Source organism: Ruegeria sp. YTSC230, from assembly GCF_059609665.1.
Genome location: NZ_JBXWMC010000006.1, coordinates 284704 through 308298 on the forward strand (window position 1 = coordinate 284704; position 23595 = coordinate 308298).

The 23595-nt window shown below is 57.8% G+C and carries 32 protein-coding genes; 20 read left to right on the forward strand and 12 right to left on the reverse strand.

The features are described from left to right. Position 1 precedes the first annotated feature (1 nt). Positions 2–922, reverse strand: a complete 921-nt coding sequence (cbiB, locus tag AC2FD9_RS14205) for an adenosylcobinamide-phosphate synthase CbiB (RefSeq protein WP_282169920.1) — start codon at positions 920–922, stop codon at positions 2–4. Continuing rightward, positions 919–1884, reverse strand: a complete 966-nt coding sequence (gene cobD, locus AC2FD9_RS14210) for a threonine-phosphate decarboxylase CobD (RefSeq protein ID WP_496723306.1) — start codon at positions 1882–1884, stop codon at positions 919–921. The genes cbiB and cobD overlap by 4 nt, the downstream gene beginning before the upstream one ends. A gap of 182 nt (positions 1885–2066) precedes the next feature. Here cobD and AC2FD9_RS14215 point away from each other — a divergent pair, with 182 nt between their 5' ends. After that, positions 2067–2429 carry a response regulator transcription factor gene (locus tag AC2FD9_RS14215; protein ID WP_108861296.1) on the forward strand — a complete coding sequence of 121 codons (363 nt, stop codon included), beginning with the start codon at positions 2067–2069 and terminating at the stop codon, positions 2427–2429. On the opposite strand, the gene AC2FD9_RS14220 is transcribed toward AC2FD9_RS14215, so the two are convergent. After that, positions 2411–3400, reverse strand: coding sequence for a glutathione S-transferase family protein (locus AC2FD9_RS14220; RefSeq protein ID WP_058278961.1), 990 nt, complete (start codon positions 3398–3400; stop codon positions 2411–2413). The genes AC2FD9_RS14215 and AC2FD9_RS14220 overlap by 19 nt on opposite strands. 215 nt (positions 3401–3615) lie before the next feature. Between AC2FD9_RS14220 and AC2FD9_RS14225 the strand changes: the two genes are divergently transcribed. Continuing rightward, positions 3616–3969, forward strand: coding sequence for a hypothetical protein (locus AC2FD9_RS14225; protein ID WP_109312266.1), 354 nt, complete (start codon positions 3616–3618; stop codon positions 3967–3969). 36 nt (positions 3970–4005) lie between these two features. On the opposite strand, the gene AC2FD9_RS14230 is transcribed toward AC2FD9_RS14225, so the two are convergent. Beyond that, positions 4006–5178 carry a MalY/PatB family protein gene (locus AC2FD9_RS14230; protein ID WP_496837469.1) on the reverse strand — a complete coding sequence of 391 codons (1173 nt, stop codon included), beginning with the start codon at positions 5176–5178 and terminating at the stop codon, positions 4006–4008. Positions 5179–5272: 94 nt separating this feature from the next. On the opposite strand from AC2FD9_RS14230, the gene def (AC2FD9_RS14235) reads away from it, so the two are divergent. The 5 genes from def (AC2FD9_RS14235) to AC2FD9_RS14255 are packed head-to-tail and all read left to right on the forward strand — an operon-like array spanning position 5273 to position 7697. Next, entirely contained in the window at positions 5273–5791 is a 519-nt protein-coding gene (gene def, locus AC2FD9_RS14235) for a peptide deformylase (protein WP_496837471.1), read from the forward strand. After that, positions 5788–6282, forward strand: a complete 495-nt coding sequence (gene def, locus AC2FD9_RS14240; protein WP_496837472.1) for a peptide deformylase — start codon at positions 5788–5790, stop codon at positions 6280–6282. Before def (AC2FD9_RS14235) ends, def (AC2FD9_RS14240) begins: the two co-directional genes overlap by 4 nt. Before the next feature lie 2 nt (positions 6283–6284). Then, positions 6285–7190, forward strand: a complete 906-nt coding sequence (gene fmt, locus AC2FD9_RS14245) for a methionyl-tRNA formyltransferase (protein WP_496837473.1) — start codon at positions 6285–6287, stop codon at positions 7188–7190. Positions 7191–7204: 14 nt separating this feature from the next. After that, positions 7205–7459: a hypothetical protein gene (locus tag AC2FD9_RS14250; RefSeq protein WP_058278955.1), complete on the forward strand. Its 255-nt coding sequence runs from the start codon at positions 7205–7207 to the stop codon at positions 7457–7459. Between the two features lies 1 nt (position 7460). Then, positions 7461–7697 carry a GlsB/YeaQ/YmgE family stress response membrane protein gene (locus tag AC2FD9_RS14255; protein ID WP_058273291.1) on the forward strand — a complete coding sequence of 79 codons (237 nt, stop codon included), beginning with the start codon at positions 7461–7463 and terminating at the stop codon, positions 7695–7697. A 6-nt stretch (positions 7698–7703) separates the two neighbouring features. On the opposite strand, the gene AC2FD9_RS14260 is transcribed toward AC2FD9_RS14255, so the two are convergent. From AC2FD9_RS14260 to AC2FD9_RS14290, 7 genes are all read right to left on the reverse strand, one after another. Then, complete coding sequence (locus tag AC2FD9_RS14260) at positions 7704–8306, reverse strand: COG3904 family protein (protein WP_496837476.1); 603 nt, start codon at positions 8304–8306, stop codon at positions 7704–7706. Between the two features lie 54 nt (positions 8307–8360). Then, positions 8361–8984 (reverse strand): trimeric intracellular cation channel family protein, encoded by a 624-nt coding sequence (locus tag AC2FD9_RS14265; protein WP_058273289.1) that lies wholly within the window; start codon positions 8982–8984, stop codon positions 8361–8363. Continuing rightward, positions 8981–9448, reverse strand: coding sequence for a ribonuclease HI (rnhA, locus tag AC2FD9_RS14270; RefSeq protein WP_108861286.1), 468 nt, complete (start codon positions 9446–9448; stop codon positions 8981–8983). Before rnhA ends, AC2FD9_RS14265 begins: the two co-directional genes overlap by 4 nt. Further along, positions 9441–10028: a class I SAM-dependent methyltransferase gene (locus tag AC2FD9_RS14275; protein WP_496755552.1), complete on the reverse strand. Its 588-nt coding sequence runs from the start codon at positions 10026–10028 to the stop codon at positions 9441–9443. Before AC2FD9_RS14275 ends, rnhA begins: the two co-directional genes overlap by 8 nt. Continuing rightward, on the reverse strand, positions 10025–10477 hold the full coding sequence (locus AC2FD9_RS14280) for a DUF3429 domain-containing protein (RefSeq protein WP_496723284.1): 453 nt from the start codon (positions 10475–10477) through the stop codon (positions 10025–10027). The genes AC2FD9_RS14275 and AC2FD9_RS14280 overlap by 4 nt, the downstream gene beginning before the upstream one ends. Next, positions 10474–11424, reverse strand: a complete 951-nt coding sequence (gene ispH / locus AC2FD9_RS14285) for a 4-hydroxy-3-methylbut-2-enyl diphosphate reductase (RefSeq protein ID WP_496755551.1) — start codon at positions 11422–11424, stop codon at positions 10474–10476. The genes AC2FD9_RS14280 and ispH overlap by 4 nt, the downstream gene beginning before the upstream one ends. 193 nt (positions 11425–11617) lie before the next feature. Beyond that, positions 11618–12190: a LabA-like NYN domain-containing protein gene (locus tag AC2FD9_RS14290; protein WP_058278950.1), complete on the reverse strand. Its 573-nt coding sequence runs from the start codon at positions 12188–12190 to the stop codon at positions 11618–11620. A gap of 153 nt (positions 12191–12343) precedes the next feature. Here AC2FD9_RS14290 and folK point away from each other — a divergent pair, with 153 nt between their 5' ends. The 11 genes from folK to AC2FD9_RS14345 all read left to right on the forward strand — a co-directional run bounded on the left by folK (position 12344) and on the right by AC2FD9_RS14345 (position 20752). After that, entirely contained in the window at positions 12344–12901 is a 558-nt protein-coding gene (folK, locus tag AC2FD9_RS14295; RefSeq protein ID WP_496837478.1) for a 2-amino-4-hydroxy-6-hydroxymethyldihydropteridine diphosphokinase, read from the forward strand. A gap of 94 nt (positions 12902–12995) precedes the next feature. Further along, positions 12996–13349, forward strand: coding sequence for a DNA-directed RNA polymerase subunit omega (gene rpoZ / locus AC2FD9_RS14300; protein ID WP_010437681.1), 354 nt, complete (start codon positions 12996–12998; stop codon positions 13347–13349). A gap of 26 nt (positions 13350–13375) precedes the next feature. After that, entirely contained in the window at positions 13376–15508 is a 2133-nt protein-coding gene (locus AC2FD9_RS14305) for a RelA/SpoT family protein (protein WP_058278948.1), read from the forward strand. A 16-nt stretch (positions 15509–15524) separates the two neighbouring features. After that, complete coding sequence (locus AC2FD9_RS14310) at positions 15525–16223, forward strand: DUF2062 domain-containing protein (protein WP_108861282.1); 699 nt, start codon at positions 15525–15527, stop codon at positions 16221–16223. Continuing rightward, positions 16216–16962 carry a pyridoxine 5'-phosphate synthase gene (locus AC2FD9_RS14315; protein ID WP_496837480.1) on the forward strand — a complete coding sequence of 249 codons (747 nt, stop codon included), beginning with the start codon at positions 16216–16218 and terminating at the stop codon, positions 16960–16962. Before AC2FD9_RS14310 ends, AC2FD9_RS14315 begins: the two co-directional genes overlap by 8 nt. Further along, positions 16959–17582: a LysE family translocator gene (locus tag AC2FD9_RS14320; protein ID WP_496837481.1), complete on the forward strand. Its 624-nt coding sequence runs from the start codon at positions 16959–16961 to the stop codon at positions 17580–17582. Before AC2FD9_RS14315 ends, AC2FD9_RS14320 begins: the two co-directional genes overlap by 4 nt. 13 nt (positions 17583–17595) lie before the next feature. Further along, positions 17596–18132 carry a hypothetical protein gene (locus AC2FD9_RS14325; protein ID WP_496837483.1) on the forward strand — a complete coding sequence of 179 codons (537 nt, stop codon included), beginning with the start codon at positions 17596–17598 and terminating at the stop codon, positions 18130–18132. Continuing rightward, on the forward strand, positions 18129–18548 hold the full coding sequence (acpS, locus tag AC2FD9_RS14330) for a holo-ACP synthase (protein ID WP_496698548.1): 420 nt from the start codon (positions 18129–18131) through the stop codon (positions 18546–18548). The genes AC2FD9_RS14325 and acpS overlap by 4 nt, the downstream gene beginning before the upstream one ends. A gap of 57 nt (positions 18549–18605) precedes the next feature. Beyond that, on the forward strand, positions 18606–19445 hold the full coding sequence (gene lepB / locus AC2FD9_RS14335; protein WP_108861278.1) for a signal peptidase I: 840 nt from the start codon (positions 18606–18608) through the stop codon (positions 19443–19445). Continuing rightward, complete coding sequence (gene rnc, locus AC2FD9_RS14340) at positions 19442–20119, forward strand: ribonuclease III (RefSeq protein ID WP_496837485.1); 678 nt, start codon at positions 19442–19444, stop codon at positions 20117–20119. Before lepB ends, rnc begins: the two co-directional genes overlap by 4 nt. 156 nt (positions 20120–20275) lie before the next feature. Further along, positions 20276–20752, forward strand: coding sequence for a hypothetical protein (locus AC2FD9_RS14345; RefSeq protein WP_282169908.1), 477 nt, complete (start codon positions 20276–20278; stop codon positions 20750–20752). Between the two features lie 28 nt (positions 20753–20780). Here AC2FD9_RS14345 and AC2FD9_RS14350 read toward each other — a convergent pair whose 3' ends face one another. Next, positions 20781–22157 (reverse strand): multicopper oxidase family protein, encoded by a 1377-nt coding sequence (locus AC2FD9_RS14350; protein WP_496837487.1) that lies wholly within the window; start codon positions 22155–22157, stop codon positions 20781–20783. 157 nt (positions 22158–22314) lie between these two features. On the opposite strand from AC2FD9_RS14350, the gene era reads away from it, so the two are divergent. Both era and AC2FD9_RS14360 read left to right on the forward strand, forming a co-directional pair. Further along, positions 22315–23223 (forward strand): GTPase Era, encoded by a 909-nt coding sequence (gene era / locus AC2FD9_RS14355; RefSeq protein WP_058273275.1) that lies wholly within the window; start codon positions 22315–22317, stop codon positions 23221–23223. After that, entirely contained in the window at positions 23220–23549 is a 330-nt protein-coding gene (locus tag AC2FD9_RS14360) for a DUF1491 family protein (protein ID WP_496837489.1), read from the forward strand. Before era ends, AC2FD9_RS14360 begins: the two co-directional genes overlap by 4 nt. Positions 23550–23595: the final 46 nt, after the last annotated feature.

Here is a 23595-nt window from a genome sequence, read left to right on the forward strand (position 1 = left end):
GTCAGAAAATAAAGCTGACCCCAACCCACACCGACACGAGGCCCAGCGCAAGCCCCCAAACCCGCCAAAGCATGTCACATGCGCGGAAAATCTCCGGCGCGCCGATGTTACGTGGCGCATCACCGTTGACCCAGGCCAGATCGCAGACCTGTCCGTCATAGCTGCGCGGCCCGGCAAGGGCGACGTTTAAGGCGCGCGCCATCGCGGCCTCGGGCCAACCGGCGTTGGGTGAGATATGGCGACGTGCATCCGCGACCATTTCTGGCCAGCGCGCCCATTGACCGGATAGCGCCACGATCATCACGCAGGTCAGACGGGCGGGAATGAGGTTCAACAAATCGTCCAGACGCGCCGCGGCCCAGCCGAAGTCGCGGTACTTTTCCGACCGGTAGCCGATCATGCTATCGGCAGTGTTGACCGCCTTGTAGATCAGCAACCCCGGCAGGCCCGCGACCAGAAACCAAAACGCGGGCGCAATTACGCCGTCGCTGAGATTTTCTGCAGCGCTTTCAATAGCGGATCGCGCGACCTGCGCGTCGGTCATGTCCCGCGTATCGCGCGAAACGATCATGGCGACTTTGGCGCGGCCCTCGGTTAAGGAGGAGCGAAGCCCGTCACCGACATCGCGCACATGGGTCACCAGTGACTTCTGTGCCAGCAGAATTGCGGCAAGGACGATTTCGATCACCGGCCCAAACAAGGTCAGCGTGCGGCCCAGAATCACTGCGCCAAAGATCAGCAGCAGCACGATGGCCACGCCTTTCAAGCGCCTATTCGTTCCGCGGTTCAGGCGCAGGTCCAACCAGCCGATGACAGTGCCGATCATCACTGCCGGATGACGAATGCGCGACCAGATCCAATCTGGCTCTCCAAGCGCCGCGTCCAGACACATGGCGCAAACCAGCAGAAAAGCCGTGCTCACAACGCGGCCTCAAGCTGACGCCATCCGTCTGCAGGCGGCAAGCCAAGGCGCAGATAAGTGTTTGAGTAGGGGAATATGCGGCTCCAGATATGGGCGCGGGCCAGCTTGGCCTGCCAAGCGGCGGCATCGTCGACGTCATAAAGGCGGAACAACGTGGTGCCGCCGACCAGTTTTGCCCCCTTGCCGGTCATGATCCGGTCTAGCTGTTCTGTCGCTGCCGCCAACTGCTGACGGGTTGCTTTGGCCCAGTCCGTGTCCCGCAGCGCCCGTTCCCCGATCCGAAGGGCAGGGCCAGAGACAGACCACGGCCCGGTCAAATCGTTCAGCTTTGAGATCAAATCAGGGCGGCCAATTGCAAATCCCAGCCGTAGCCCGGCCAAACCCCAGAACTTGCCGAAACTTTTCAACACGATCACACTTGGCTGCTCGGCCAGATGAATTAGGGATGCGTCAGGGCAAACGTCACAAAAACTCTCATCAATCACGGTTAGCGGGGCATCGGCGTTCTGTTCGGACCAGATACGTCCATCCGGATTATTCGGGTGCACAAGGACGCGCGCCTCGGCTGGACCGTTCGATTCAACTGTCCAACCCTGCGCGGCGAAAGCTGCCGCGTGTTCGTTGTAGGTAGGTGCTGTGATCTGAACCCGACCCGTCGCAGCAAGCGCAGGCATGCGGGCGATTACTGCTGATGCGCCGGGCGCGGGCAGAATCGCGGCACCATCTGGAACAGACCAGAACTGGCGTGCTGCGGCAGACAGCCGTTCAAACGCACCGTGATCCGGCAGCGCGGCCCAATCCGACGGGGTCAGTCCCGACACCGGATACGGGTGTGGGTTGATGCCGGTGGACAGGTCCAGCCAATTGTCGCGTGCCCCGCCGAACCGGGCGATAGCGCCGTCCAGCCCGCCGCCATGGTCGCGCACGGCACGGGGGTTCAAATCTGCGTTTGGGCTTGCCATCGGTGTTCTCGTCGGAATTGCGTGTTTCCGGTGCTTCAAGCGGATTTTTGCCGCTTACACAAGCAAATCCGCGTGATCGGCCCGGTTGACCGGCACCGTTAACACTTTGTTAAGGAATAAGCGTGATCACAAACCACGGGGGTCGGCACCGCACACTCTACCAAGTGCCGAGGTTGTTGCAAATGAATGTACTGATTGTTGAGAGTAACCCCGACCTTGGTCGGGTCTGGAAAAGACATCTGGAACGGCAAGGCGCCGAAGTGACGCTTGTTGCCGGGCAAGAGGCTGCGATCCTTGCGTTGTATGGCACGGATTTCGATATCATCGTGTTGGATCTGGTGCTGGAAAATGGCAGTGCGTTGGCAGTGGCTGATTTCGCCAGCTATCGCCGCCCCGAGGCGCGAGTGATCTTTGTTACCAACACCACCTTTTTTTCAGACGGTTCGATCTTTGCCCACAGTCCAAACGCGTGCGCTTATGTGCAAAGCGGCACGCCGCCAGAAGATCTGGCGGCGATGGTTGAACATTACGCGGCGGGCCGCTGACCACGCCCGTGCGGTTCCATGTAGTCCAAAACCGGGTTGGTCGGGATGATCCGATGCGGATTGATGCTTTCGTGGCTATAGTGATAGTGGCGCACGATGTGGTGCATGTTCACCGTCGAAGCGACGCCCGGCCATTGATACAGCTCGCGCGTATAAGCCCACAGGTTGGGGTAATCGATCAGTCGCCGCCGGTTGCATTTGAAATGCAGATGATAGACGGGATCGAACCGGATCAGCGTCGTGAACAACCGCCAGTCAGCCTCAGTCAGGCGATCCCCCATCAGATAACGTTTTGAAGCCAAACGATCCTCTAACCAGTCCAGCGTTTCAAACAGCGGGTCCACGGCGGCGTCATAAGCTTGTTGGCTGGTGGCAAAGCCGGATTTGTAGACGCCGTTGTTGACGTTGGAATAGATGCGCGCATTCACCTCTTCGATCTCATCGCGCATCGCTTCGGGCCAATAATCGTCGGCGTTGCCGGTAATCCCGTCAAAGGCCGAGTTGAACATGCGGATGATTTCCGAGCTTTCGTTCGAAACGATCGTCTGCTGTTTCTTGTCCCACAGGATCGGCACTGTGACACGACCCGAATATGTCGGGTCGGCCTTGGTGTAAATCTGGTGAGCAAAGCCCAGACCGTACAGTGTGTCCCCGGTTGCGCCGTAGTCATCAGTCTCGAAGGTCCAGCCTTTGTCCAGCATGTCGGGATGTACCACCGAGACTGAGACGTGCTTGTTCAAACCTTTCAGTTCCCTGAAGATCAGAGTGCGGTGCGCCCATGGACAGGCCAGGCTGACATAGAGGTGGTAGCGGTCGGTTTCAGCGTTGAAGCCACCCTTGCCCGATGGTCCGGCGCTGCCATCTGCCGTCAGCCAATTGCGAAACTGCGCGGCGCTGCGTTTGAACGCGCCGCCCGTGGATTTGGTGTCATACCAAGTGTCGTGCCATTTACCGTCGACCAACAGGCCCATTGCTCATGCCCTCCGAAAAGCGTTTGCGCCAAACATAGGCGGGTACATGGGGCGTTCCTATGCGAGGGCGCGCGCATCCTTCCTGCGCATACGCACAGGAAGGATTGGGATTTCTGTGCAACAAATTGAAATCCCGGCGCTGACTGTGATCAGGTTCACTGGATTTTTACAATTTGCGCCTCACAATAGAATACACTGCCGGGGGAGATATTTTTATGAGTACTTATGTTTCAAAGGAAATTACTGCCGAATTGGATGCGGCGCGAATCGCAGGATTGAAAAAGATCAGCCGCCTTCGTGTCGATATTGGCGACAATACCTACAAGATTCTTCGATTGTGGAAAGACGGATTTACAGTTGAGGCCGAAACCACGCCTCAACTGCGCGGGCTTGTGGATATCTATGATGGTGTCAGTCACTTGTACCAATGCCTAATCATCGCGGATGAGGATGAAGCAGGCGAAATGCGGTACGAGTTTAAACGCAGCACGGCCGCAGCCGACAAGGCTCCGCTGGATTTCTACCGCGCGCCGGACGCGCCGATTGCGTTGCTTGGGCACAAGGATTGAGGGCAGGGCCAACGACATCGCCGTTGGCCGCCTCGTTCACTGCAAATCAGCAAATGCATGCTTTAGCCGGGCGCATGCCTCTTCGACCCGTGCACGCTGAGTGGCCAAGTTAAACCGTTCGAAGGTCTCACCACCTGCGCCGAAACCAGGGCCTGAGGACGTTGCGATTTTGGCATCTTCGCGCAGGCGACGGACAAACTCTTCATGGGTCATGCCGGTTCCTGAGAATTCTACCCAAGCCAGATAAGTAGCCTGCAATGGCATGGACCACAGACCAGGGATCTCGGCGATTGCTGCGTCAAAGACCTGGCAGTTGCCCGCCAGATGCGCGACCTGTTCGTCAACCCATGCCGCACCCTCGGGCGAATAGGCGGCAGTTATCATCGCCACGCCCAACGCGCTGGGGTCATAGTCCAGCGTCTGAATGCGGTACCGCATAGCCGCGCGCAGTTTGGGGTCCGGAATGATCATGTTACCGGTGCGTTGACCGGCGATGTTAAATGTCTTGGACGCCGCAGTCAGGGTCACGGTCCACGGCCGCGCATCCGGCGCAGCCACATCCATCGGCACGAACGTATTGCCAGGATAAACCAGATCGTGGTGGATCTCATCCGAGACCAAAATCAACCCATTACGTTCGGCGAATGCGGCCACGGCACGCAGTTCATCCGGTGTCCACACCCGGCCCGAGGGGTTTTGCGGCGAGCACCACAGCAACAGCTTTTCCGACCCGTCCAGACGCGACTGAGCGTCGTCCAGATCCAGCCCATAGGTTTCGCCTTGGCGAACTAGCGGGCACTCGACAACGCGACGTCCCGATTTGTTCACCTTGTGGGCAAACTCATGGTAAACGGGGCTGAAGATGACGACGCCGTCGCCGGGTTCGCTCCAGACATCCAGAGACAGGGCGATCGCATTGCCTAACCCCTGTGAAGTCAGCACCCAATCGGTGTCGATGTCCCAGCTATGGCGGTTCTTCATCCACCACTGAATCGATGCCAGATATTCCGGGTGAATCCACGAATACCCAAAGACCCCATGGTCAGCCGCTTTTCGAACCGCATCAATTACGCAAGGCGCTGTTGGGTAATCGGAATCTGCCGTCCACATGGCCAGCCCGTCCTGCGGGGGCACACCGTAGATTTGCTCCATCTTATCCCATTTTGAACTGTTGGTTCCCCGGCGGTCGATCAGGTCGTTGAAAGTCATGTCTGCTCCATCTGTCCGGACGAAAGCTAGCTACAATTCCAGCGGGTGCAAGGGGGGCGTTGCGGTGCAGTGCGGGATGGCCTAAATCAACCCCATGAAACGTAATATCCTGATCCATCCCGACCCCCGCCTGAAAAAGGTCTGCGCGCCTGTGGCAGATATCAGCGACGAGCTGCGCAAGCTGGCCGACGACATGCTGGAGACGATGTATGACGCGCCTGGCGTTGGTCTGGCCGCGCCTCAGATCGGCGTGCTGGATCGGTTGATCGTGTTGGACTGCATTAAGGAAGACGGCGAAGCCGCACGTCCGCTGATCATGTTCAACCCCGAGGTTATCGCCTCGTCCGATGAGACCAATGTCTACGAAGAAGGCTGCCTGTCGATCCCCGAGCAATTCGCCGAAGTCACGCGCCCCAAAGTGGTTGATGTCACGTGGATTGACCAGGATGGGAACTTGCAACAGGAAACATTCGACGGCCTGTGGGCGACCTGTGTTCAGCATGAGATCGACCATTTGAACGGCAAGCTGTTCATCGACTATCTCAAGCCGCTGAAACGGCAGATGATCACGCGGAAGATGCAGAAACTAAAGCGCGAGCAGGCCCGCGCATGACCGCTCGCACCTGCCTGCCATGGCCCGATAAACGCCTGCGCACCAAGGCGGAGGACGTCGCCGAGATCACCGATGAAATCCGTGCCATCTGGGACGACATGGTCGACACGATGGAAGCGATGCCCGGTGTTGGCCTTGCCGCGCCGCAGATCGGCGTGATGTTGCGCCTGGCTGTGGTGGACGGCTCGGCTGAACGCGGTAAGGCTGTGCGTCTGGCCAACCCGGAAATCCTGCACAGCTCAATCGAATTGCGCGAACATGATGAGGCCAGCCCGAACCTGCCTGGTGTTTCGGCCAAGGTGAAGCGCCCACGCGCGGTGACGGTCAAGTTCCTGAATGAGCAGGGGATGGTGGATCGCCGCGACTTTGTCGGGATCGAAGCCACAAGCGTACAGCACCAGATCGACCATCTGAACGGGAAGATGTATTTCGACCGGCTCAGCAAGGTCAAACGGGACATGCTGCTGCGCAAAGCCAAAAAGCTGGGGTAGAGATGCGCGTTGTATTCATGGGTACGCCCGACTTTTCGGTCCCGGTTCTGGATACGCTTGTCGAAGCTGGGCATGACATTGTCGCAGTGTATTGCCAGCCCCCGCGCCCGGCTGGTCGGGGCAAAAAGGACCGCCCGACACCAGTTCACGCACGGGCCGAGGCGCTGGGCCTGACTGTCCGCCATCCGACGTCTCTGAAATTGGCCGAAGAACAGGATGCCTTTGCTGCACTAAACGCAGATGTGGCCGTGGTGGTCGCTTATGGTTTGATCCTGCCGCAGCCTATTCTGGACGCGCCTGCCCAGGGATGTCTGAATATCCATGCCAGCCTGTTGCCGCGCTGGCGCGGGGCGGCCCCGATCCATCGCGCCATCATGTCCGGCGATGCGCAAACCGGTATCTGCATCATGCAGATGGAGGCCGGGTTGGACACAGGCCCGGTTCTTGTGCGCGAAGCAACCGATATCGGGATCGAGGAAACCACCGACCAGTTGCATGACCGGCTGTCGATAATGGGCTCCAAACTGATCGTTGAGGCTTTGCATGACCTGCCAGATCTGACGCCCGAGCCGCAGCCCGAGGTCGGTGTGACCTATGCCGCCAAGATCGACAAATCAGAGGCACGGATTGACTGGTCCCGGCCCGCAGCAGAGGTGGACCGGCAGATCCGTGGTCTGTCCCCGTTCCCAGGTGCCTGGACCGAGATTGACGGGGACCGCGTGAAACTACTGGCGTCGCGTCTGGCCGAGGGGCAGGGCGTACCCGGCGAAGCTCTGGACGATGCCTTGACAATAGCTTGCGGCGAGGGTGCCGTTGATCTGTTGCGCCTGCAACGGGCGGGCAAAGGCGCACAGGATAAGGAAACCTTTCTGCGGGGCTGGCCTGTGGCCAAGGGAAGTCGGATTTAGAAGGAATAACAGACTTGTACATGACTTTGATGGGGACGGTGTTAATCGCAGCCGTCGTTGGAAGCCTCGCGGAAAAAACCGGGTTTACCCGAAACGGCTATCTGCAATCTATCATCATTTGTATCGGCGGCGCCTTTCTGTTTTTCTTTGCTCAGATCATGTTTGGCAGGATGTTCGGGTTTAACCTTGCTTTTGGGTCCCCGGGATTGAACGCTATTGTGTCATCCGTCGGCGCGCTGATCATCGTGCCGACCCATTGGAGGAAGTGACATGCCTGTTATCGCCCTGATCGTCATCGGAGCCGCCGCAGGGTTCCTGGCCACCCGTTTAATGCGGATCGAGGCCAACATCCCCACAACCATGTTGATTGGCATCGTTGGTGCACTGGTTGGCGGATTTCTGTTGCGGGCCTTGATCACCGTGGCAGGATGGTTGTCCGGTTTTGTGGGTGCCGTTCTGGGGGCTCTGCTGGTGATCTGGATCTGGCAGACCTATCTACGACGTTGAGCGTGGCTACCGCTCGTCGCAAATCACTGTTGATCCCAACGATTTCGAATTGCGCGTCGCCATTTTGAAACGATTGGCTTCCTCTGCTGACATCCAGTGCATTTCGTCCTCGGACGCTGCATCAAGCGTGAACCAATAAAAGGCCGGGTCGACACCAATATCATTGAAATAGTCGAGATAGCGATCGTGCTCGGGGTGGCTTTCGGGCAGGTTGGCAGCCACATATCCGCCGCCGCCCCAGCTATGAACCCCGACGCATGCGCCAGGTTCCAGAGTGCGTCGATTGCCGGCCAGGAACAGATCGGTGCCACCAGAGGCGACCAAGCCGTTTGAGGGCACCACAGTATCGAACCCTTCGTCTCGCACAACGCGGCTGAAAACGACATTTGCATCATCATCGACCGAGCCTTCGATGTTCTGCAGTACAAGTGTCTTGATCTCGGGATTGGCCGCAGTGATTTCTTCAAAAGCGCTGAGTGTCGTGTGATCAATAGCCCCCGAAGCAACGATTTCGTCGCCCTGTACAACGAAGCTGACCGCGTCGTATCGCTCTGCACACGCACCCAGAAGAGCTAGTGAGGCGACAAAAATGGGGAAAGTGAATTTCATTTCAGTTCTCATTTCTGTGGCACAGGAAATGCAGATCGAACATTTTGCACCCATTTATTGCCGCGGCGGGCGCGCCTTGTAAACCGGAAGCCGCCAGCCAAACACCAATGATCCCGCCCGCAATGCCCAGCAGATCAACGCACATGCGGCCAGTGTGGCCAGCTCGTCGAAACCAAGTCGGGTCGCAATCACAGCGGCAAAAGCCCCGGCAAACGCGCAAGAGACGTAGAGCTCACCCTGTTTCAGGACCAGTGGCACTTCGTTGCAGACCACGTCCCGCATTAAGCCGCCAAGGCAGCCCGTTGTGACGCCCATCAGCACAACGATCACACCGGATTGGTTCAGCGACAAGGCTGCGCCAGCACCTGCTGCTGCGGCAATCGACAGGGCGAAACTGTCCAGCCAGACCAGCAAGTTGTATCGGCTTTCCACCAAATGAGCAGTAAAAAACACAACCACGGCAGCCGCTGTGGCGATCAGGATATAGTCCGGTTGACCAACCCAAAACACCGGGTGCCGGTCCAGCAGCAGGTCGCGGACGGTTCCGCCGCCCACAGCAGTCAGGCAGGCCATAAAGGCAAAACCCACCAAATCCAGCTGTGCCCGGCTAGCCACCAATGCACCCGTCAGGGCAAAAACCAGAACTGAGGCATAGTCGAGCAGTGCCAGACCGCTCACGTTTGCGCCTTTTTGGGTTTGAACGGGGCCATGCCCGCGCGGGCCAGCTCGTCGGCTTTTTCGTTTTCGGGATGGCCAGCATGGCCCTTGACCCATTCCCAGGTCACGTCATGGCGCGCCTGCGCCTCGTCCAGTCGCTGCCACAGATCGACATTCTTGACCGGCTTCTTGTTCGAGGTTTTCCAGCCGTTGCGCTTCCAGCCGAAAATCCAGCCGGTGACGCCATTCTTCACATAGGCGCTGTCGGTTACCACGGTGATCTTCGAGGCCCGCTCCAGCGTTTCCAGCGCGCTGATCGCTGCCAGCAATTCCATGCGATTGTTGGTGGTTTCAGCCTCGCCGCCGTTCAGCTCGCGCTCTTTCAGGACTTTTTCGCCGTCCATCGCGCGCATCAGCACGCCCCAGCCCCCCGGGCCAGGATTGCCCGAACAGGCACCATCGGTATAGGCAAACAACTCAGGCATGGGCGATCACCAGAATAAAGCCGTCATAAGACCCGGCCAGACCTTTGCCGACTCCGGTTGTAATCCGGTCAATTGTGAACCCTGCCTCGGCCAGCGCCTCTTCGATCTCGGTCTGTGAGAAATAGGTGTAATAGCGATCAATGTCGTCACGGTGTTCACCGGTTCCCAGTTTCAGACCAAGGAAAAAGATACCCTCGGGCTTCAATGCCCGGTGGATGGCCGCCAAATGGCGCGGGAAATCCTTGCGCGGTGCATGCAGCAGCGAAAAGCTGGCATAGATGCCGTCAAACGTGGCCGTATCGGTCACATCGTCAAATGTACCGACATGCGCATCTACGCCATTTTCGCGGGCGTGTTCCACAAAGGCCGGCGTCGCATCCAATGCCCGAACCCGCAGCCCCTCACGCAGGAAAAACATGCTATCCGCCCCAGGGCCTGAGCCGAGGTCCAGCACATAGCCACCCGGCGCAACCGCTTCGGCAAAGGCCATACGCGCTTCGATCTGTTCGGGCGGCAATGGGACGCTCAGGTATTCGGCAACACGCGAGGTGTAGGCGTCAATTGTCTTGCGATCGGTCACAGGTACACTCCTACGGCAAGGCATATCAGGACGATGGCTGTCAGCAGAACGCGCAGCCTCAGCCACCATGTCGGGGTCAGTCGCCAATATGCAAATATCGCGTCCAGCATCAGCAAACCGGCGAAGCCGTACATCAGGTTGATGCCCGCCTCGACGGGTCCACCGCCGGTCATGAAAAACGCCCAAAGCGCCGGGAGGACCGACAGCACATAGCACGTCGCTGCCTTACTGCCCGAGGTCTTGGTGGCGAACCCCCACAGAACACCGGACATAAAACTTAAGATCACCGAGCCGTAGAACAGTTGAATATACGGCCCGACGAACCGCGACCCAAGCTCTTGCCTGCCCCAATCCTGCAAATCGCCGTTCAAGGAGGTCAGCGCGCCCCAAATGAACGGGATCAGCCCCGCCAGCGCCAGAACCAACGGCGCCCTGGGGACGCCTCTCATGCGGTTTGCCTCAGGACGCGAGGCACTTTGAATTCGACATTTTCGACGGCAGTTTCGACCAGTTCAACCGTTACGTCATAGTGGGTGTCGAAAGCGTCAATCACCTCATTCACCAGCACTTCGGGTGCTGACGCGCCTGCGGTAATGGCGATGGTTGAGATGCCTTCCAGCGCCCGCCAGTCGATATCGTGGGCGCGCTGCACCAATTGCGCATAGTTGCACCCGGCGCGCGCAGCAACCTCGACCAGCCGACGTGAGTTCGACGAGTTCGGTGCGCCCACAACCAGCAAAGCATCCGACTTCGGAGCCACGGCCTTAACGGCCTCTTGCCGGTTCGTGGTGGCGTAGCAAATGTCTTCTTTATGCGGGCCAACGATGGCCGGGAACCGGGTTTCGAGGGCCGCGATAATGTCCTTGGTGTCATCCACCGAAAGCGTCGTCTGGGTGACAAATGCCAGCTTTTCCGGATTGCGCACCTGAACCGAGGCCACGTCATCGACGGTTTCAACCAGCAGCACTTCGCCGTCAGGCAATTGGCCCATGGTGCCGATGGTTTCTGGATGGCCCTTGTGCCCGATCATGATCATCTGCAATCCGGCTTCAGCATGGCGCTGCGCCTCGACATGGACCTTGGAGACCAGCGGGCAGGTGGCATCGACGTAGATCATTTCCCGCTGGGCCGCCGACGCGGGAACGGATTTCGGTACGCCATGCGCTGAAAAAATAACGGGTCGGTCGTTAGGACACTCGTCCAGCTCTTCGACAAAAACGGCCCCCTTGGCGCGCAGACCATCTACGACGAATTTGTTGTGCACAATTTCATGGCGCACATAGACCGGGGCCCCCCATTTCTGCAGCGCCATTTCAACGATCTTGATCGCCCGGTCGACACCGGCGCAGAACCCGCGCGGCGCGGCGAGGTATAGGGTAAGGGGCGGCTTGGTCATGTCTTGGTCTCCATAGGCCACAGGTAAGTCTTTTCCCGGCTATGGTCCAGACAGGACGTTGTCATTGATCTGACATGAATCACTGCTAGCCAGCAGGTGTTTCAGTACCTGCTTTTAGTTAAAGAAGCGCGGCCAGGTTGGTACAGCCTGACCGCGCTAATTTCTTCCCCCGGGCTTGGTGAGTGGCCGGGTCTTACTGTCCACCCGCAGCAACGCTGCGTGGCTCCATGGGCATTTCACGCGGAGGTCGCCCGATCACGTCGCGCAGGTCTTCAAGTTCGATGAAGTTGTCAGCCTGGCGGCGCAGCTCGTCCGAGATCATCGGCGGCTGGCTGCGGATGGTCGAAACCACCGAAACGCGCACGCCCTGACGTTGCAAGCTGGCAATCAGCGGGCGGAAATCCCCATCGCCCGAGAACAACACGATATGATCGACACGCGGTGCCAGTTCCATGGCGTCGACCGTCAGTTCGATATCCATGTTACCTTTGACTTTCCGACGCCCCATGCTGTCGGTGTATTCCTTCGCCGGTTTTGTCACCATGGTGAAGCCGTTGTAATGCAGCCAGTCAACCAAGGGGCGGATCGGGGAATACTCGTCGTTTTCCAATAGCGCCGTATAGTAAAAAGCCCGAAGCATTTTGCCGCGGCGCATAAACTCCTGGCGCAGCAATTTGTAGTCGATGTCAAACCCCAGTGCTTTTGCGGCCGCATAAAGATTCGAGCCGTCGATGAACAGCGCTAGCCGTTCGTCTTTATAGAACATAAATAGGTCCTTCCGGTACAATACAGGACGCCGTGGTGTTACGTGAGTGGGTATTTGGAAATATGCGGCGCGCTGATCTTCTATAATTAGGCCATTTCGGTCGTATCGCAAGCATGCAATTCGCCGAATATAGTGAATGGAACGTACAAATCTATGTCAAAAGCGGTTATCGCGCTGGGCGCAAATCTCAAATTGAGAGGTATTGGCCCCAAGGTGACACTTCAAAGCGCACTTGACGCGATGTTGCGTCAAGGGGTGGTGATTCGTGAGGTCAGCCGTTTTTTTGAGACCCCGTGCTTCCCGGCAGGTGCCGGGCCTGACTACGTCAATGCGGCTGCTTTGATCGAAACGGACAGGACACCGGCCGATTTGTTGCACCTGCTTCACCAAATTGAGCATCAGTTTGGCCGCGAAAGGGTGCAGCGATGGGGTATGCGAACGCTGGATCTGGATCTGGTCTGCTATGATGATCTGGTTCTGCCAGATCGCACCGAATTTGACAGTTGGCTGACCCTGCCAGCACAGGAACAGACGCAAAAGGCGCCGGACCGGCTGATTATTCCACATCCGCGCCTACAGGATCGTGCCTTCGTCCTTGTTCCGATGGCGGACGTCGCCCCGGATTGGAGGCATCCGGTGCTGGGCCGGACGGTAACCGAAATGCTGGCAGACCTGCCCGCGTCGGATATTGTGGCAGTCACGGCTGTGTGAACGGTGCATTTGCAGCATTTCTTGCTTGTCAAGGCGGGGATTCGCCCTTAGATAAACCTCTTCCTGACATGGATTCAGTAACGGAGAGCGCCCCATGGCCCGCGTGACGGTTGAAGATTGCGTAGACAAGGTTCCTAACCGGTTTGAACTGGTGATGCTTGCCGCCCATCGTGCGCGCGAGATTTCTGCTGGCGGCCCTATCACCGTCGACCGTGACAATGACAAGAATCCCGTCGTGTCGCTGCGCGAGATTGCGGACGAAACTCAAAGCGCGGATGAACTGCGCGAGCGCCTGATCGAGGCCAACCAGACCCAGATTGAGGTCGACGAGCCGGAAGAAGATCAGATGGCTCTGCTGATGGGTGCGGAGTCGGACAAACCTGCCGATGACGATATGTCGGAAGAGAAGCTGCTGCGCGCTCTGATGGAGGCTCAAGGCCAGGGGTAATCCCCAAAGAAAAAGGTGCGGACCGGATGATTTCTGCAGACGACCTGATTGCGCTGGTCCGCAACTACAACCCCAAGACTAATGCTGACCGCATCGCCCGAGCATATGAGTTCGGAAAGCAGATGCATGACGGTCAGTTTCGCCATTCAGGCGAACCCTATTTCACGCATCCTGTTGCCGTGGCCGCCATCCTGACCGAACAGCGTCTTGATGATGCGACGATCATTACGGCGTTGCTGCATGACACGATCGAAGACACCAAGGCCAATTATGGCAAAGTGTCCGAACTGTTCGGGGAAGAGGTTGCCAAGCTGGTCGATGGCGTCACCAAGCTGACCAACCTGCAGCTGTCCAGCCGCGAGACCAAACAGGCCGAGAATTTCCGCAAGCTGTTCATGGCCATGTCCAAGGATCTGCGGGTTATTCTGGTCAAACTCGCTGACCGTCTGCACAACATGCGCACTATCAAGGCAATGCGCCCGGAAAAGCAGGTGCAGAAGGCACGCGAGACGATGGATATTTATGCGCCGCTCGCGGGTCGCATGGGTATGCAGTGGATGCGCGAAGAGCTTGAGGATCTTGCTTTCCGCGTTCTGAATTCCGAAGGTCGCCAGTCGATCATTCGCCGCTTTATCACCTTGCAACGTGAAACCGGCGACGTGATTCACCGGATCACCGGCGACATGCGGCACGAGCTGGAAAAGGCGGGCATCGAAGCCGAAGTGTTTGGTCGCGCCAAAAAGCCTTATTCGATCTGGCGTAAGATGCAGGAAAAGGATCAGGGTTTTTCGCGCCTGTCCGACATCTACGGCTTTCGCATCATTACCCGGTCCGAGGAAGATTGTTACCGGACGCTAGGTGCGATCCACCAGCGTTGGCGCGCGGTGCCGGGTCGGTTCAAGGATTATATTTCGCAGCCGAAATCGAACGGTTATCGCTCGATCCACACAACAGTTTCCGGCCGCGACGGGAAACGGGTCGAGGTTCAGATCCGCACCCGTCAGATGCATGATGTGGCAGAAACCGGCGTTGCAGCGCATTGGTCGTACCGCGACGGTGTCCGCTCGGAAAACCCATTTGCCGTTGATCCGGCCAAGTGGATTGCAAACCTGACCGAACAGTTCGACAGCGAGGAAGATCACGAAGATTTCCTCGAAGCGGTCAAACTGGAAATGTACTCGGATCAGGTGTTTTGCTTCACGCCCAAAGGTGATGTGGTCAAGCTACCGCGCGGGGCCACGCCGATTGATTTCGCCTATGCGATCCACACCCGTATTGGACATGCCTGCGTTGGTGCCAAGGTGGACGGCATTCGTGTGCCATTGTGGACGCGCATCAAGAATGGTCAGTCGGTAGATGTAATTACCGCTGACGGCCAGACGCCTCAGGTAACGTGGCTTGAGATTGCGGTGACCGGCAAGGCCCGGACCGCCATTCGGCGTGCGCTGCGCGAGGTCGACCGCGAGCGGTTCATCAAGCTGGGCAAGGAACTTGCGCGTTCCGGTTTCGAACATGTCGGTCGAAAGGCTACCGACAAGGCGCTGGATACCGCGGCGAAACACCTACGCCTGAAGGATCGTCACGAATTGCTGGCGCGTCTCGGCAGCGCCGAGCTGACGGCGCATGATGTGGTCAGCGCCGTTTACCCTGAACTTACCCAGGATGACGGTGACGCCATTTCTCCGCGCCGCGCGGTGATCGGCCTTGAACCCGGCCAGAAATTCGACCGCGCGCCCTGTTGTCAACCTTTGCCTGGCGAACGCATCGTCGGCATTACCTATCGCGGCAAGGGCGTTGTGGTGCACGCAATCGATTGCGACCGCCTGTCCGAGTTCGAAAGCGAACCAGATCGCTGGGTTGATCTCCACTGGCATTCTGGCACGCACCCGGCCGTTCATGGTGCGACGCTGGACGTCACGATTGGCAATGATGCGGGGGTGCTAGGGCGCATTTGTACGTTGATAGGCGAGAAAAAGGCAAATATTTCGAACCTGGAATTTGTCGACCGCAAACCGGATTTTTACCGCCTTCTGGTCAGTGTCGAATTGCGTGACCTGGAACAGTTGCATTCGCTGATGCTGATGCTTGAGGCCGAAAGCGACGTTGCCGCGGTCGAACGCTATAGGGACAGGACCAAAACCGCAGTAGCGGCTGGCTGAGAAGGGGTGATCAGGAGTGGTATTTAAGCGCCGAGACCGACGCTCGCCTGTCCAGATCGCGTCTGAATTCGTCTATCCTCGTGGTGGATGGACGCGGGCCTTTCACTACGTCAAGCATCGTGTTCGTAGGCTGCCGGATTCCCCCGAGCGAATTGCGCGTGGCATCGGTGCAGGCGTCTTTGCCTCATTCACTCCGTTCTACGGATTGCATTTTCTGGTCGCTGCTGTGGTGGCACGCTTGCTGAACGGGAATATTCTGGCGGCACTGAGTGGAACATTCTTTGGCAACCCACTCACCTATGTGCCAATCGGTGTGGTTTGCCTGCAGACCGGGCATTTCCTGCTGGGAACCAAGTTCCACAAAGGCGACACGCATGGTCTGATGGGCAAGTTCACAGATGCAATGGGTGATCTGAAGAACAACTTTATTGCCATGTTCACCGACCGTGTCGCGGACTGGCATGGGCTCAGCATCTTCTATAACGAGGTTTTCTTTCCCTACATGATTGGCGGCGTTCTTCCGGGCATTCTGGCGGGTGTAATTTGCTCCTATCTCAGCTTGCCGCTGATCCGCACCTATCAGCAGCGCCGTCGCGACAAGATCAAGGCAAAGTTTGACGAAATCAAACGCTTGGCCGAAACTAAGCCTGCCGTTCCATTGATGAATACCCTAGGTTCAGACCAGGGCCTTAAGAAGGATTCGAGCGATGTCTGACAACCACCTGCGTCTTGGCGTAAATATCGACCACGTGGCCACGGTTCGCAACGCGCGGGGCGGGGCCTATCCTGATCCGCTGCGTGCCGCCAAGCTGGCGGAAGAGGCCGGGGCTGACGGCATTACCGCGCATCTGCGCGAAGACCGCCGCCATATCTCGGATGCAGATATCGACGGGTTGATGGATGTCTTATCGGTGCCGTTGAACTTTGAGATGGCCGCGACGCCCGAGATGCAGAAAATTGCCTTGCGCCATAAGCCGCATGCCGTTTGCATCGTCCCTGAAAAGCGCGAGGAACGCACCACTGAAGGCGGGCTGGAAGTCGCGCGCGAGGAAAACAAGCTGGCTCATTTTATCGCTCCGCTGCGCGATGCCGGGTGTCGTGTATCGATCTTTATCGCTGCTGATCAGCGCCAGATCGAGGCCGCGCATCGTATCGGCGCTGAAGTGATCGAGCTGCACACCGGTGCCTATTGCGATGCCATGGCTGAGGGCCACGCGGACAAGGCCAACAGTGAGTTGGAAGCCCTGCGCGAAATGTCCGCTTTTGCCCATTCACTGGGCCTTGAGGTGCACGCGGGTCACGGCCTGACCTATGACACCGTACAACCGATCGCGGCATTCCCCGAAGTGCGCGAGCTGAATATCGGCCACTTCCTTATTGGCGAGGCGATCTTTCGCGGCCTCACGCCTGCCATGGCCGAGATGCGGCGTCTAATGGATGAGGCGCGCGGATGATCACGCCCGGTTTTGTTGCCATTTGGTTTGCCTGGCTGATGGCCGGTGGCTCTCCGGGGCCTGCAACAATGGGGATTGCCGGAACGGCAATGAACGAAGGTCGCCGCGCTGGCCTGGTGTTTGCTTTGGGCATTTGTGCTGGTTCTGCCGCTTGGGGCATCGCCGCAGCGCTGGGCCTGTCAGCAGTCATGTTGGCAAATGCCTGGGTGTTCGAGATCATCCGCTATGTGGGGGTGGCCTATTTAGGCTGGTTGGCGATCAAGGCGCTGCGCCGGGCGATGACGTCTGATGAGGTTGCTATGGGCAACCCTGTCACCGGCTCTTTTCGCACAATCTTTGCCAAGGGCGCGGCCATTCACCTGACCAACCCTAAGGCGATCCTGAGCTGGGGGTCGATTTATGCCATCGTCGCCCCGAGTGATTCCAGCCTATCGATGTTGTTGGGCTATTTCGCCATACTATACGCAGGATCGTTGCTGGTCTTCATCGGGTACGCCTTTCTCTTCTCTTCCGAGCGTATGGTGCGCGTCTACAGCCGCGCCCGTCGCTGGTTCGACTCCGCCTTTGCCGGGTTCTTTGGGGTGGCGAGTTACAAGATTTTGACGGTGCGGTTGGGGTGAAAGAGGCATTCGCGTGAACTTTAACATACTCAGATTTACATGGGTATTTTCGGCAGCGTTCGTCTGTATTCTGGTTCTTTTCTTCATTGAAGCAGTTGTGCGTGTCTTGTTGGTAGATCACGGATCGCTGGGGGCTTCTCCAAGTATCTTTATGTATCTGTATTTAATTGCGAATTTATCCGAGAAAATTTGGATCAGCGTCCTAGACTATTTTCATTTGTTCGAACTCGCTGCGTTTGGCTTGGCCGCATATGTGGAAGGTTCCCACTACGCAAAGAAGCAATCAGAGTGGCCCAAAGGGATTCATCTTTTGACTGCGAGTACCGCGATGGCGGTTATGGGTTTGGTGATCGCCCTGGTTCTATCGTCGCTCGTTGTCGTGGCCATTGGTGAAAGTATCCCTTTCGACTCACTACTAGTAGATCCGATGGATGCGTACTATTTGGCAGTCGCGATTGTAGTCTGCACCATTACCTGCCGCGCTTTATTGGACCGCGGGTTACGAGAAATGCGCAGACCTGAGCTCAATGTATTAAGTGAGAACCTATGATCCTCGGCATCGGCACGGACCTTGCAAATATCGACCGCATTCAGGGCACACTCGACCGGTTTGGCGACCGGTTTCGCAATCGTGTCTTCACCGAAACCGAACAGAGCAAAGCGGAACGTCGCGCTGATGTCGCCGGAACATACGCCAAACGCTGGGCCGCGAAAGAGGCGTGCTCCAAGGCGTTAGGCACGGGTCTGGCTATGGGCATCGCCTGGAAGGATATGTCGGTGACCAATCTGCGCACGGGTCAGCCAGTGATGCATGTCACGGGGTGGGCGGCGGATCGACTGAAAGAGATGACGCCCGAAGGGTATGAGGCCATCATCCACGTCACCCTGACCGACGATCACCCCTGGGCACAGGCATTCGTGGTGATCGAGGCGCGTCCGCTTCACGATGGCCCCGCGCAGCCTTGACTTGCCCGTAACTGACCCGCATGTAGCACCCCAACGAATAAACGACCGGAGAGCAGTATGGCCGAGGAAGCCAAAACAGGTAACGCCGTTTGGGAGACGATCAAGACCATCGTCTATGCCCTGCTGATCGCGGGCGTCTTCCGCACGATCCTGTTTCAGCCGTTCTGGATTCCGTCGGGTTCGATGAAGCCCACCTTGTTGATCGGGGATTTCCTGTTCGTCAACAAAATGTCTTACGGTTATTCTTACGCGTCCTGTCCCAGCCTGATCATCCCAAGCGTCGGTTTGAATGTTGACGCCGAAGATCTTTGTGGCTGGATGCAGAGCGATGAAAACACCCGTATCTGGGGTGGTGACCCCGAACGCGGTGACGTCATTGTTTTCCGCCACCCGGTTAGCGGCCGCGATTACATCAAACGCCTGATCGGTCTGCCCGGGGATCGCATTCAAGTGCGGGACGGTCAAATCATTCTAAACGGCACAGCCGTACAACAGGAACCTGATGGTGTATTCACCGAAGTCGCCGAACCACAAGGTTCGCAAGGTTTGCGCCCGCGCTGCGAAAACGGTCCTGTCGGCTTTGGCGGTGACTGCGAAAAATCGCGGATGATCGAAACCTTGCCAAACGGTGTGTCTTACGAAGTGCTGAACATCGGCAACCAGGCCGCTGACAATACCGGCATCTATACGGTTCCCGAAGGGCATTACTTCTTCATGGGGGACAACCGCGACAACTCCAGCGACAGCCGCGTGCCACAATCCGCAGGTGGCGTTGGCTATGTGCCTTACGAAGACCTGATCGGGCGGGCTGATCGCATCCTGTTCTCATCCGCTGGCCGGTCGATGCTGTTCTTCTGGACATGGCGCGGGGATCGTTTCTTTAAGGCGGTCAATTGAAGCTTTCGACCGAGATAAAGGCGTTCCAGCAGCGTCTGGGGTACGAATTCTCGAACCCTGAACTGCTGGTGCGTGCACTGACCCATGGATCGGTCTCGTCCTCGACACGACCCGACAATCAGCGGTTGGAGTTTCTGGGCGATCGGGTTCTGGGTCTTGTCATGGCAACCGCCCTGCTGGAGGCCGACAAAAAAGCATCCGAAGGGCAGTTGGCCCCTCGGTTCAACGCTTTGGTCCGCAAAGAGGCCTGCGCCGATGTGGCTCGGCAAATCGATCTTGGCGTGGTGCTGAAACTGGGCCGGTCCGAGATGCTGTCAGGTGGGCGCCGCAAACAGGCCTTGCTGGGTGATGCGATGGAGGCTGTGATCGCCGCAATCTATCGCGATGCCGGTTTTGAGGCTGCGCGCGATGTCATCCTGCGACTGTGGGGGGATCGCGTCCACAACGTTGAAGCGGATGCGCGGGACGCCAAAACATCGCTGCAGGAATGGGCGCAGGCGCGTGGGCAAAAACCGCCCGCTTACATCGAAGTCAAACGCAGCGGTCCCGACCACGCACCGGTGTTTACGATTGCGGCTAGGTTGCAGGACGGAACCGAAGCGCAGGCAACGGCAGGGTCGAAACGTCAGGCGGAACAAGCCGCCGCAAAGGCGCTGCTGGATCAGTTGAAATAGCAACCCTCGACAGCCCGAACATGTCACAATTCTCAATCTAACTTGAGGCCTATAGCAGATCTCGGGTCGCGGGCGTATCTGAACATCATCCGCTTTGGCGCATGTCTAAGAACAAGCGAGCAAAGCGAAACAGATACAATGATTTGAGGCATTCAAATGCAAAGCGCAAAACTGACCACAGTGAATATCGGCTTTTTGTTCATCGCCGGTTTTATCGCGACGATCGCCTTCGATTTCTGGGGGCAGGTTGTCAGCCCCGGCATCGGCTGGGCCAATCTTTCACCGGAAGGGCTGGCCCAGAGCCTGTTGTCCAGTCTCGGCCTGCCCAGCAATGCGTTTTTGGGCTTTTTCGTGCATTTCTATCTTGTGGGCCTGATTGCCTATCCGCTGGGGTGGTTTCTGATCTTCAAACCGGTCTGGGTTAAGGTACTTGGCCCCGTTCATATGTTTGTGGCCTCGGCTATTTACGGATTTGGTCTCTGGGTTTTTGCTTTGGGTGGTATCACGACCTTGTCCGGTCTGCCGACGTTCCTGAACTTCTCGGCGATCACTTGGGTCGCACTAATCGGGCATGTTCTTTACGGGATCGTCATGGTTGCCGTCTTGCGCTTGATTGAGCGCCAGAACGCATGAAATGCCTGGGGGGCGTCTAGCACGCCCCTCAGACCACCCGGATAAATCCAGTCAGCCCGGTCTTTTGGTGCTCGATGACATGACAGTGGAACGCCCAGTCGCCCGGGTTATCAGCGACCAGCGCGATCTCGGCAACCTCGTCTTTTAGCAACAGCATCGTGTCGGTCATCAGAGGCAGCAGTTGGCGCAGGTTCGACCGTATCGGCACAAAAGCCAACCCGTGCAGGTGGATCGGGTGCAAGTTAGGAGATTCATTTCGCAGCCGAAGGACATAGCTTTTGCCCATTTCCAGCGTTGCCAAAGGCCCAACACCCTGCGCCGCGTCGCCGGGCCATGGTTTGCGATTGATGGACCAGAAGTTATACCCCAGCGAGCCGCAGAACCCGTTGTTGGGTTTACCACCTTCGGGGGTCCAGCCAAATACAAACTCGTGCAGCTCGGAATTGGTCAGATCGGGTTTCGCGACCGGGTTGACGGGCAGAGGGCGCAACTCTTGCAGGTCCCGTGACGCTGATGATCCGATTGCGCGCAGCTGTGCCATAGGTCTGTGCGGCTGACCGGGCAATTTTGCCATCAGCGCAACGCTGCGCCCCTCGTCGCCGGGCATTTCTACCGCAAAATCCACACGCTGACCGGGCCCGACAAGAAGTGGCTCATCAGTGTTGGGCATCGGGATGTTAATCTCAAGCGGATGGCCATCCCACGCGATAATCCGTGCATCGCCGCCCTCAAGATGCAGTTTGTAGATACGCGTTGTGTCCGTATTTACGACTCGCAGTCGCACCAGACTGCCTGCGGCATGATCGTAGACAGCACCCTGCACCCAGTTGGCGGTGTGGACATTGCCAAAGGTCCCGGCCCGCGCGGCGCCGCGCTGGGTATAGGCGGGCAGGAACGCGCCATCTTCATCCAACCGAAAACCGCGCAGGTTGATCACCTGTTCGCTGTCAAATCCGGGGTCATGGGGTTCTGTAATCACCATGACGCCCGTCAAACCGTGGGCCATCTGCTCCATCGTCATGCAATGTGGATGATACCAGTAGGTGCCTGCATCGGGCGGAGTGAATTCATAGTTAAAGACCTCTCCTTCACCCAATGGCATTTGGGTCAGGTAAGGGACGCCGTCCATATTGTTCGCGATCCGCATCCCGTGCCAGTGCATTGCCGTGTATTCCGACAGCGTATTGCGCACGGGTAACCGCATCACTTCCCCTTGCTTGCCATACAATACCGGCGGCGGTGCGTTAGGGGACAGGCTGACCATTCCGGTCGTCACCGTATCCCGCAGGGCAAAGCTTGCTGGTTGAATGGTTAACTCCGGCGTCCCCTGCGCCAACCCGAAACCGCCCAGACCCAGCGCGCCGGCAGCGGCCCCGCTGCCCAAAAGAAACTCGCGACGTTTCATGTCTTGCCTCATTTTCCGATGGTCGCCTGGCTGGAATTGGCGCGGCTTGGATTAGGCGTGCCACCGATTTTGCATGACCGCAATGCGACAAATCCCTCTGGCCCGCGCGGCCTTTCTGCTATAGGGGTGCGCACTTGCAACCAGGAACGCCAGACACATGACCACACGCGCCGGATTTATCGCCCTGATCGGAGAGCCCAACGCAGGCAAATCCACCCTGCTGAACCGCATGGTCGGGGCCAAGGTTTCGATCGTGACGCATAAGGTTCAGACGACCCGTACCCGCATTCGCGGTGTGGCAATGGAAGGCGATGCGCAGCTGGTCTTTGTAGACACACCCGGCCTGTTCAAACCGCGTCGTCGTTTGGATCGGGCCATGGTTGCCGCGGCCTGGGGCGGAGCCGCGGATGCAGATGTCGTCGTTCTGATGATCGAAGCGCATCGCGGCATCACCGAAGGGGTCGAGCGTATCCTCGAAGGTCTGGAAGAGATCGGGCAGGGCCGAAAGGTTGCGTTGGCGATCAACAAGATCGACAAGGTCCAGTCTGAGGTGCTGCTGGCCCTGACAAGTGACTTGAACGCACGCTACCCGTTTTCCGAAACCTTTATGATTTCCGCCGAAAAGGGCTATGGCGTTGAGGATCTGCGCAAATGGCTGGCTGCGGAATTGCCCGAAAGCCCGTGGCTGTATCCCGAAGATCAGATCGCCGATCTGCCCCTGCGCATGATCGCGGCTGAGATGACGCGCGAGAAACTGACCCTGCGCCTGCATCAGGAGTTGCCCTATCAGCTGACGGTCGAGACCGAAAACTGGGAAGAGCGCAAAGACGGCTCTGCCAAGATCGACCAGATCATCTATGTCATGCGCGACGGTCACAAGGGCATAGTACTGGGCAAAAAGGGCGAGACGATCAAGGCGGTCAGCCAAGCCGCGCGGGCCGAGCTGGAAGAGTTCCTGGACCGCAAGATACATCTGTTCCTGCAGGTCAAAGTGCGCCCGAACTGGCTGGAGGAATCCGAGCGTTACTCTGAAATGGGTCTGGATTTCAAAGACGGAAACGCATGACCCGCCTGACGGCTGATTTCTGGGTCCACGCCTATCTGGCGCGGCTGCGTTTTCAGGAAATCCCGGCTTTTGTCGTGGCACACGGCGACGACACAGCGGGCGCGGTGTTGGTCAAACTAAACACCTTGGATGGGCAAGCGGCCGCATTTCAGCGCAGCTTTGATCTGATGAGCGGTGAGCGCAAATGGGTCGAGCTTTCCTCCGGCGCCGAAGCAGAGGTTGACGACGCCATCACCCGGCAACGCAGCTTTGACCCTGACCTTTGGGTGATCGAGGTTGAAGACCGACAAGGGCGTCATCTGCTGGGCGAAGAGGGATTGGACTAGCACGCAGTTCAACGGGTCTTGGTCGCTCGGACCAAAACGTCTATTT

Coding starts and splice junctions, on each gene's coding strand:
- cobD (WP_496723306.1), bottom strand. CDS start 1,884: ATGGCAAGCCCAAACGCAGATTTGAACCCCCGTGCCGTGCGCGACCAT.
- AC2FD9_RS14215 (WP_108861296.1), top strand. CDS start 2,067: ATGAATGTACTGATTGTTGAGAGTAACCCCGACCTTGGTCGGGTCTGG.
- AC2FD9_RS14220 (WP_058278961.1), bottom strand. CDS start 3,400: ATGGGCCTGTTGGTCGACGGTAAATGGCACGACACTTGGTATGACACC.
- AC2FD9_RS14225 (WP_109312266.1), top strand. CDS start 3,616: ATGAGTACTTATGTTTCAAAGGAAATTACTGCCGAATTGGATGCGGCG.
- AC2FD9_RS14230 (WP_496837469.1), bottom strand. CDS start 5,178: ATGACTTTCAACGACCTGATCGACCGCCGGGGAACCAACAGTTCAAAA.
- def (WP_496837471.1), top strand. CDS start 5,273: ATGAAACGTAATATCCTGATCCATCCCGACCCCCGCCTGAAAAAGGTC.
- def (WP_496837472.1), top strand. CDS start 5,788: ATGACCGCTCGCACCTGCCTGCCATGGCCCGATAAACGCCTGCGCACC.
- fmt (WP_496837473.1), top strand. CDS start 6,285: ATGCGCGTTGTATTCATGGGTACGCCCGACTTTTCGGTCCCGGTTCTG.
- AC2FD9_RS14255 (WP_058273291.1), top strand. CDS start 7,461: ATGCCTGTTATCGCCCTGATCGTCATCGGAGCCGCCGCAGGGTTCCTG.
- AC2FD9_RS14260 (WP_496837476.1), bottom strand. CDS start 8,306: ATGAAATTCACTTTCCCCATTTTTGTCGCCTCACTAGCTCTTCTGGGT.
- rnhA (WP_108861286.1), bottom strand. CDS start 9,448: ATGCCTGAGTTGTTTGCCTATACCGATGGTGCCTGTTCGGGCAATCCT.
- AC2FD9_RS14280 (WP_496723284.1), bottom strand. CDS start 10,477: ATGAGAGGCGTCCCCAGGGCGCCGTTGGTTCTGGCGCTGGCGGGGCTG.
- ispH (WP_496755551.1), bottom strand. CDS start 11,424: ATGACCAAGCCGCCCCTTACCCTATACCTCGCCGCGCCGCGCGGGTTC.
- AC2FD9_RS14290 (WP_058278950.1), bottom strand. CDS start 12,190: ATGTTCTATAAAGACGAACGGCTAGCGCTGTTCATCGACGGCTCGAAT.
- folK (WP_496837478.1), top strand. CDS start 12,344: ATGTCAAAAGCGGTTATCGCGCTGGGCGCAAATCTCAAATTGAGAGGT.
- rpoZ (WP_010437681.1), top strand. CDS start 12,996: ATGGCCCGCGTGACGGTTGAAGATTGCGTAGACAAGGTTCCTAACCGG.
- AC2FD9_RS14305 (WP_058278948.1), top strand. CDS start 13,376: ATGATTTCTGCAGACGACCTGATTGCGCTGGTCCGCAACTACAACCCC.
- AC2FD9_RS14315 (WP_496837480.1), top strand. CDS start 16,216: ATGTCTGACAACCACCTGCGTCTTGGCGTAAATATCGACCACGTGGCC.
- AC2FD9_RS14320 (WP_496837481.1), top strand. CDS start 16,959: ATGATCACGCCCGGTTTTGTTGCCATTTGGTTTGCCTGGCTGATGGCC.
- acpS (WP_496698548.1), top strand. CDS start 18,129: ATGATCCTCGGCATCGGCACGGACCTTGCAAATATCGACCGCATTCAG.
- lepB (WP_108861278.1), top strand. CDS start 18,606: ATGGCCGAGGAAGCCAAAACAGGTAACGCCGTTTGGGAGACGATCAAG.
- AC2FD9_RS14345 (WP_282169908.1), top strand. CDS start 20,276: ATGCAAAGCGCAAAACTGACCACAGTGAATATCGGCTTTTTGTTCATC.
- AC2FD9_RS14350 (WP_496837487.1), bottom strand. CDS start 22,157: ATGAAACGTCGCGAGTTTCTTTTGGGCAGCGGGGCCGCTGCCGGCGCG.
- era (WP_058273275.1), top strand. CDS start 22,315: ATGACCACACGCGCCGGATTTATCGCCCTGATCGGAGAGCCCAACGCA.
- AC2FD9_RS14360 (WP_496837489.1), top strand. CDS start 23,220: ATGACCCGCCTGACGGCTGATTTCTGGGTCCACGCCTATCTGGCGCGG.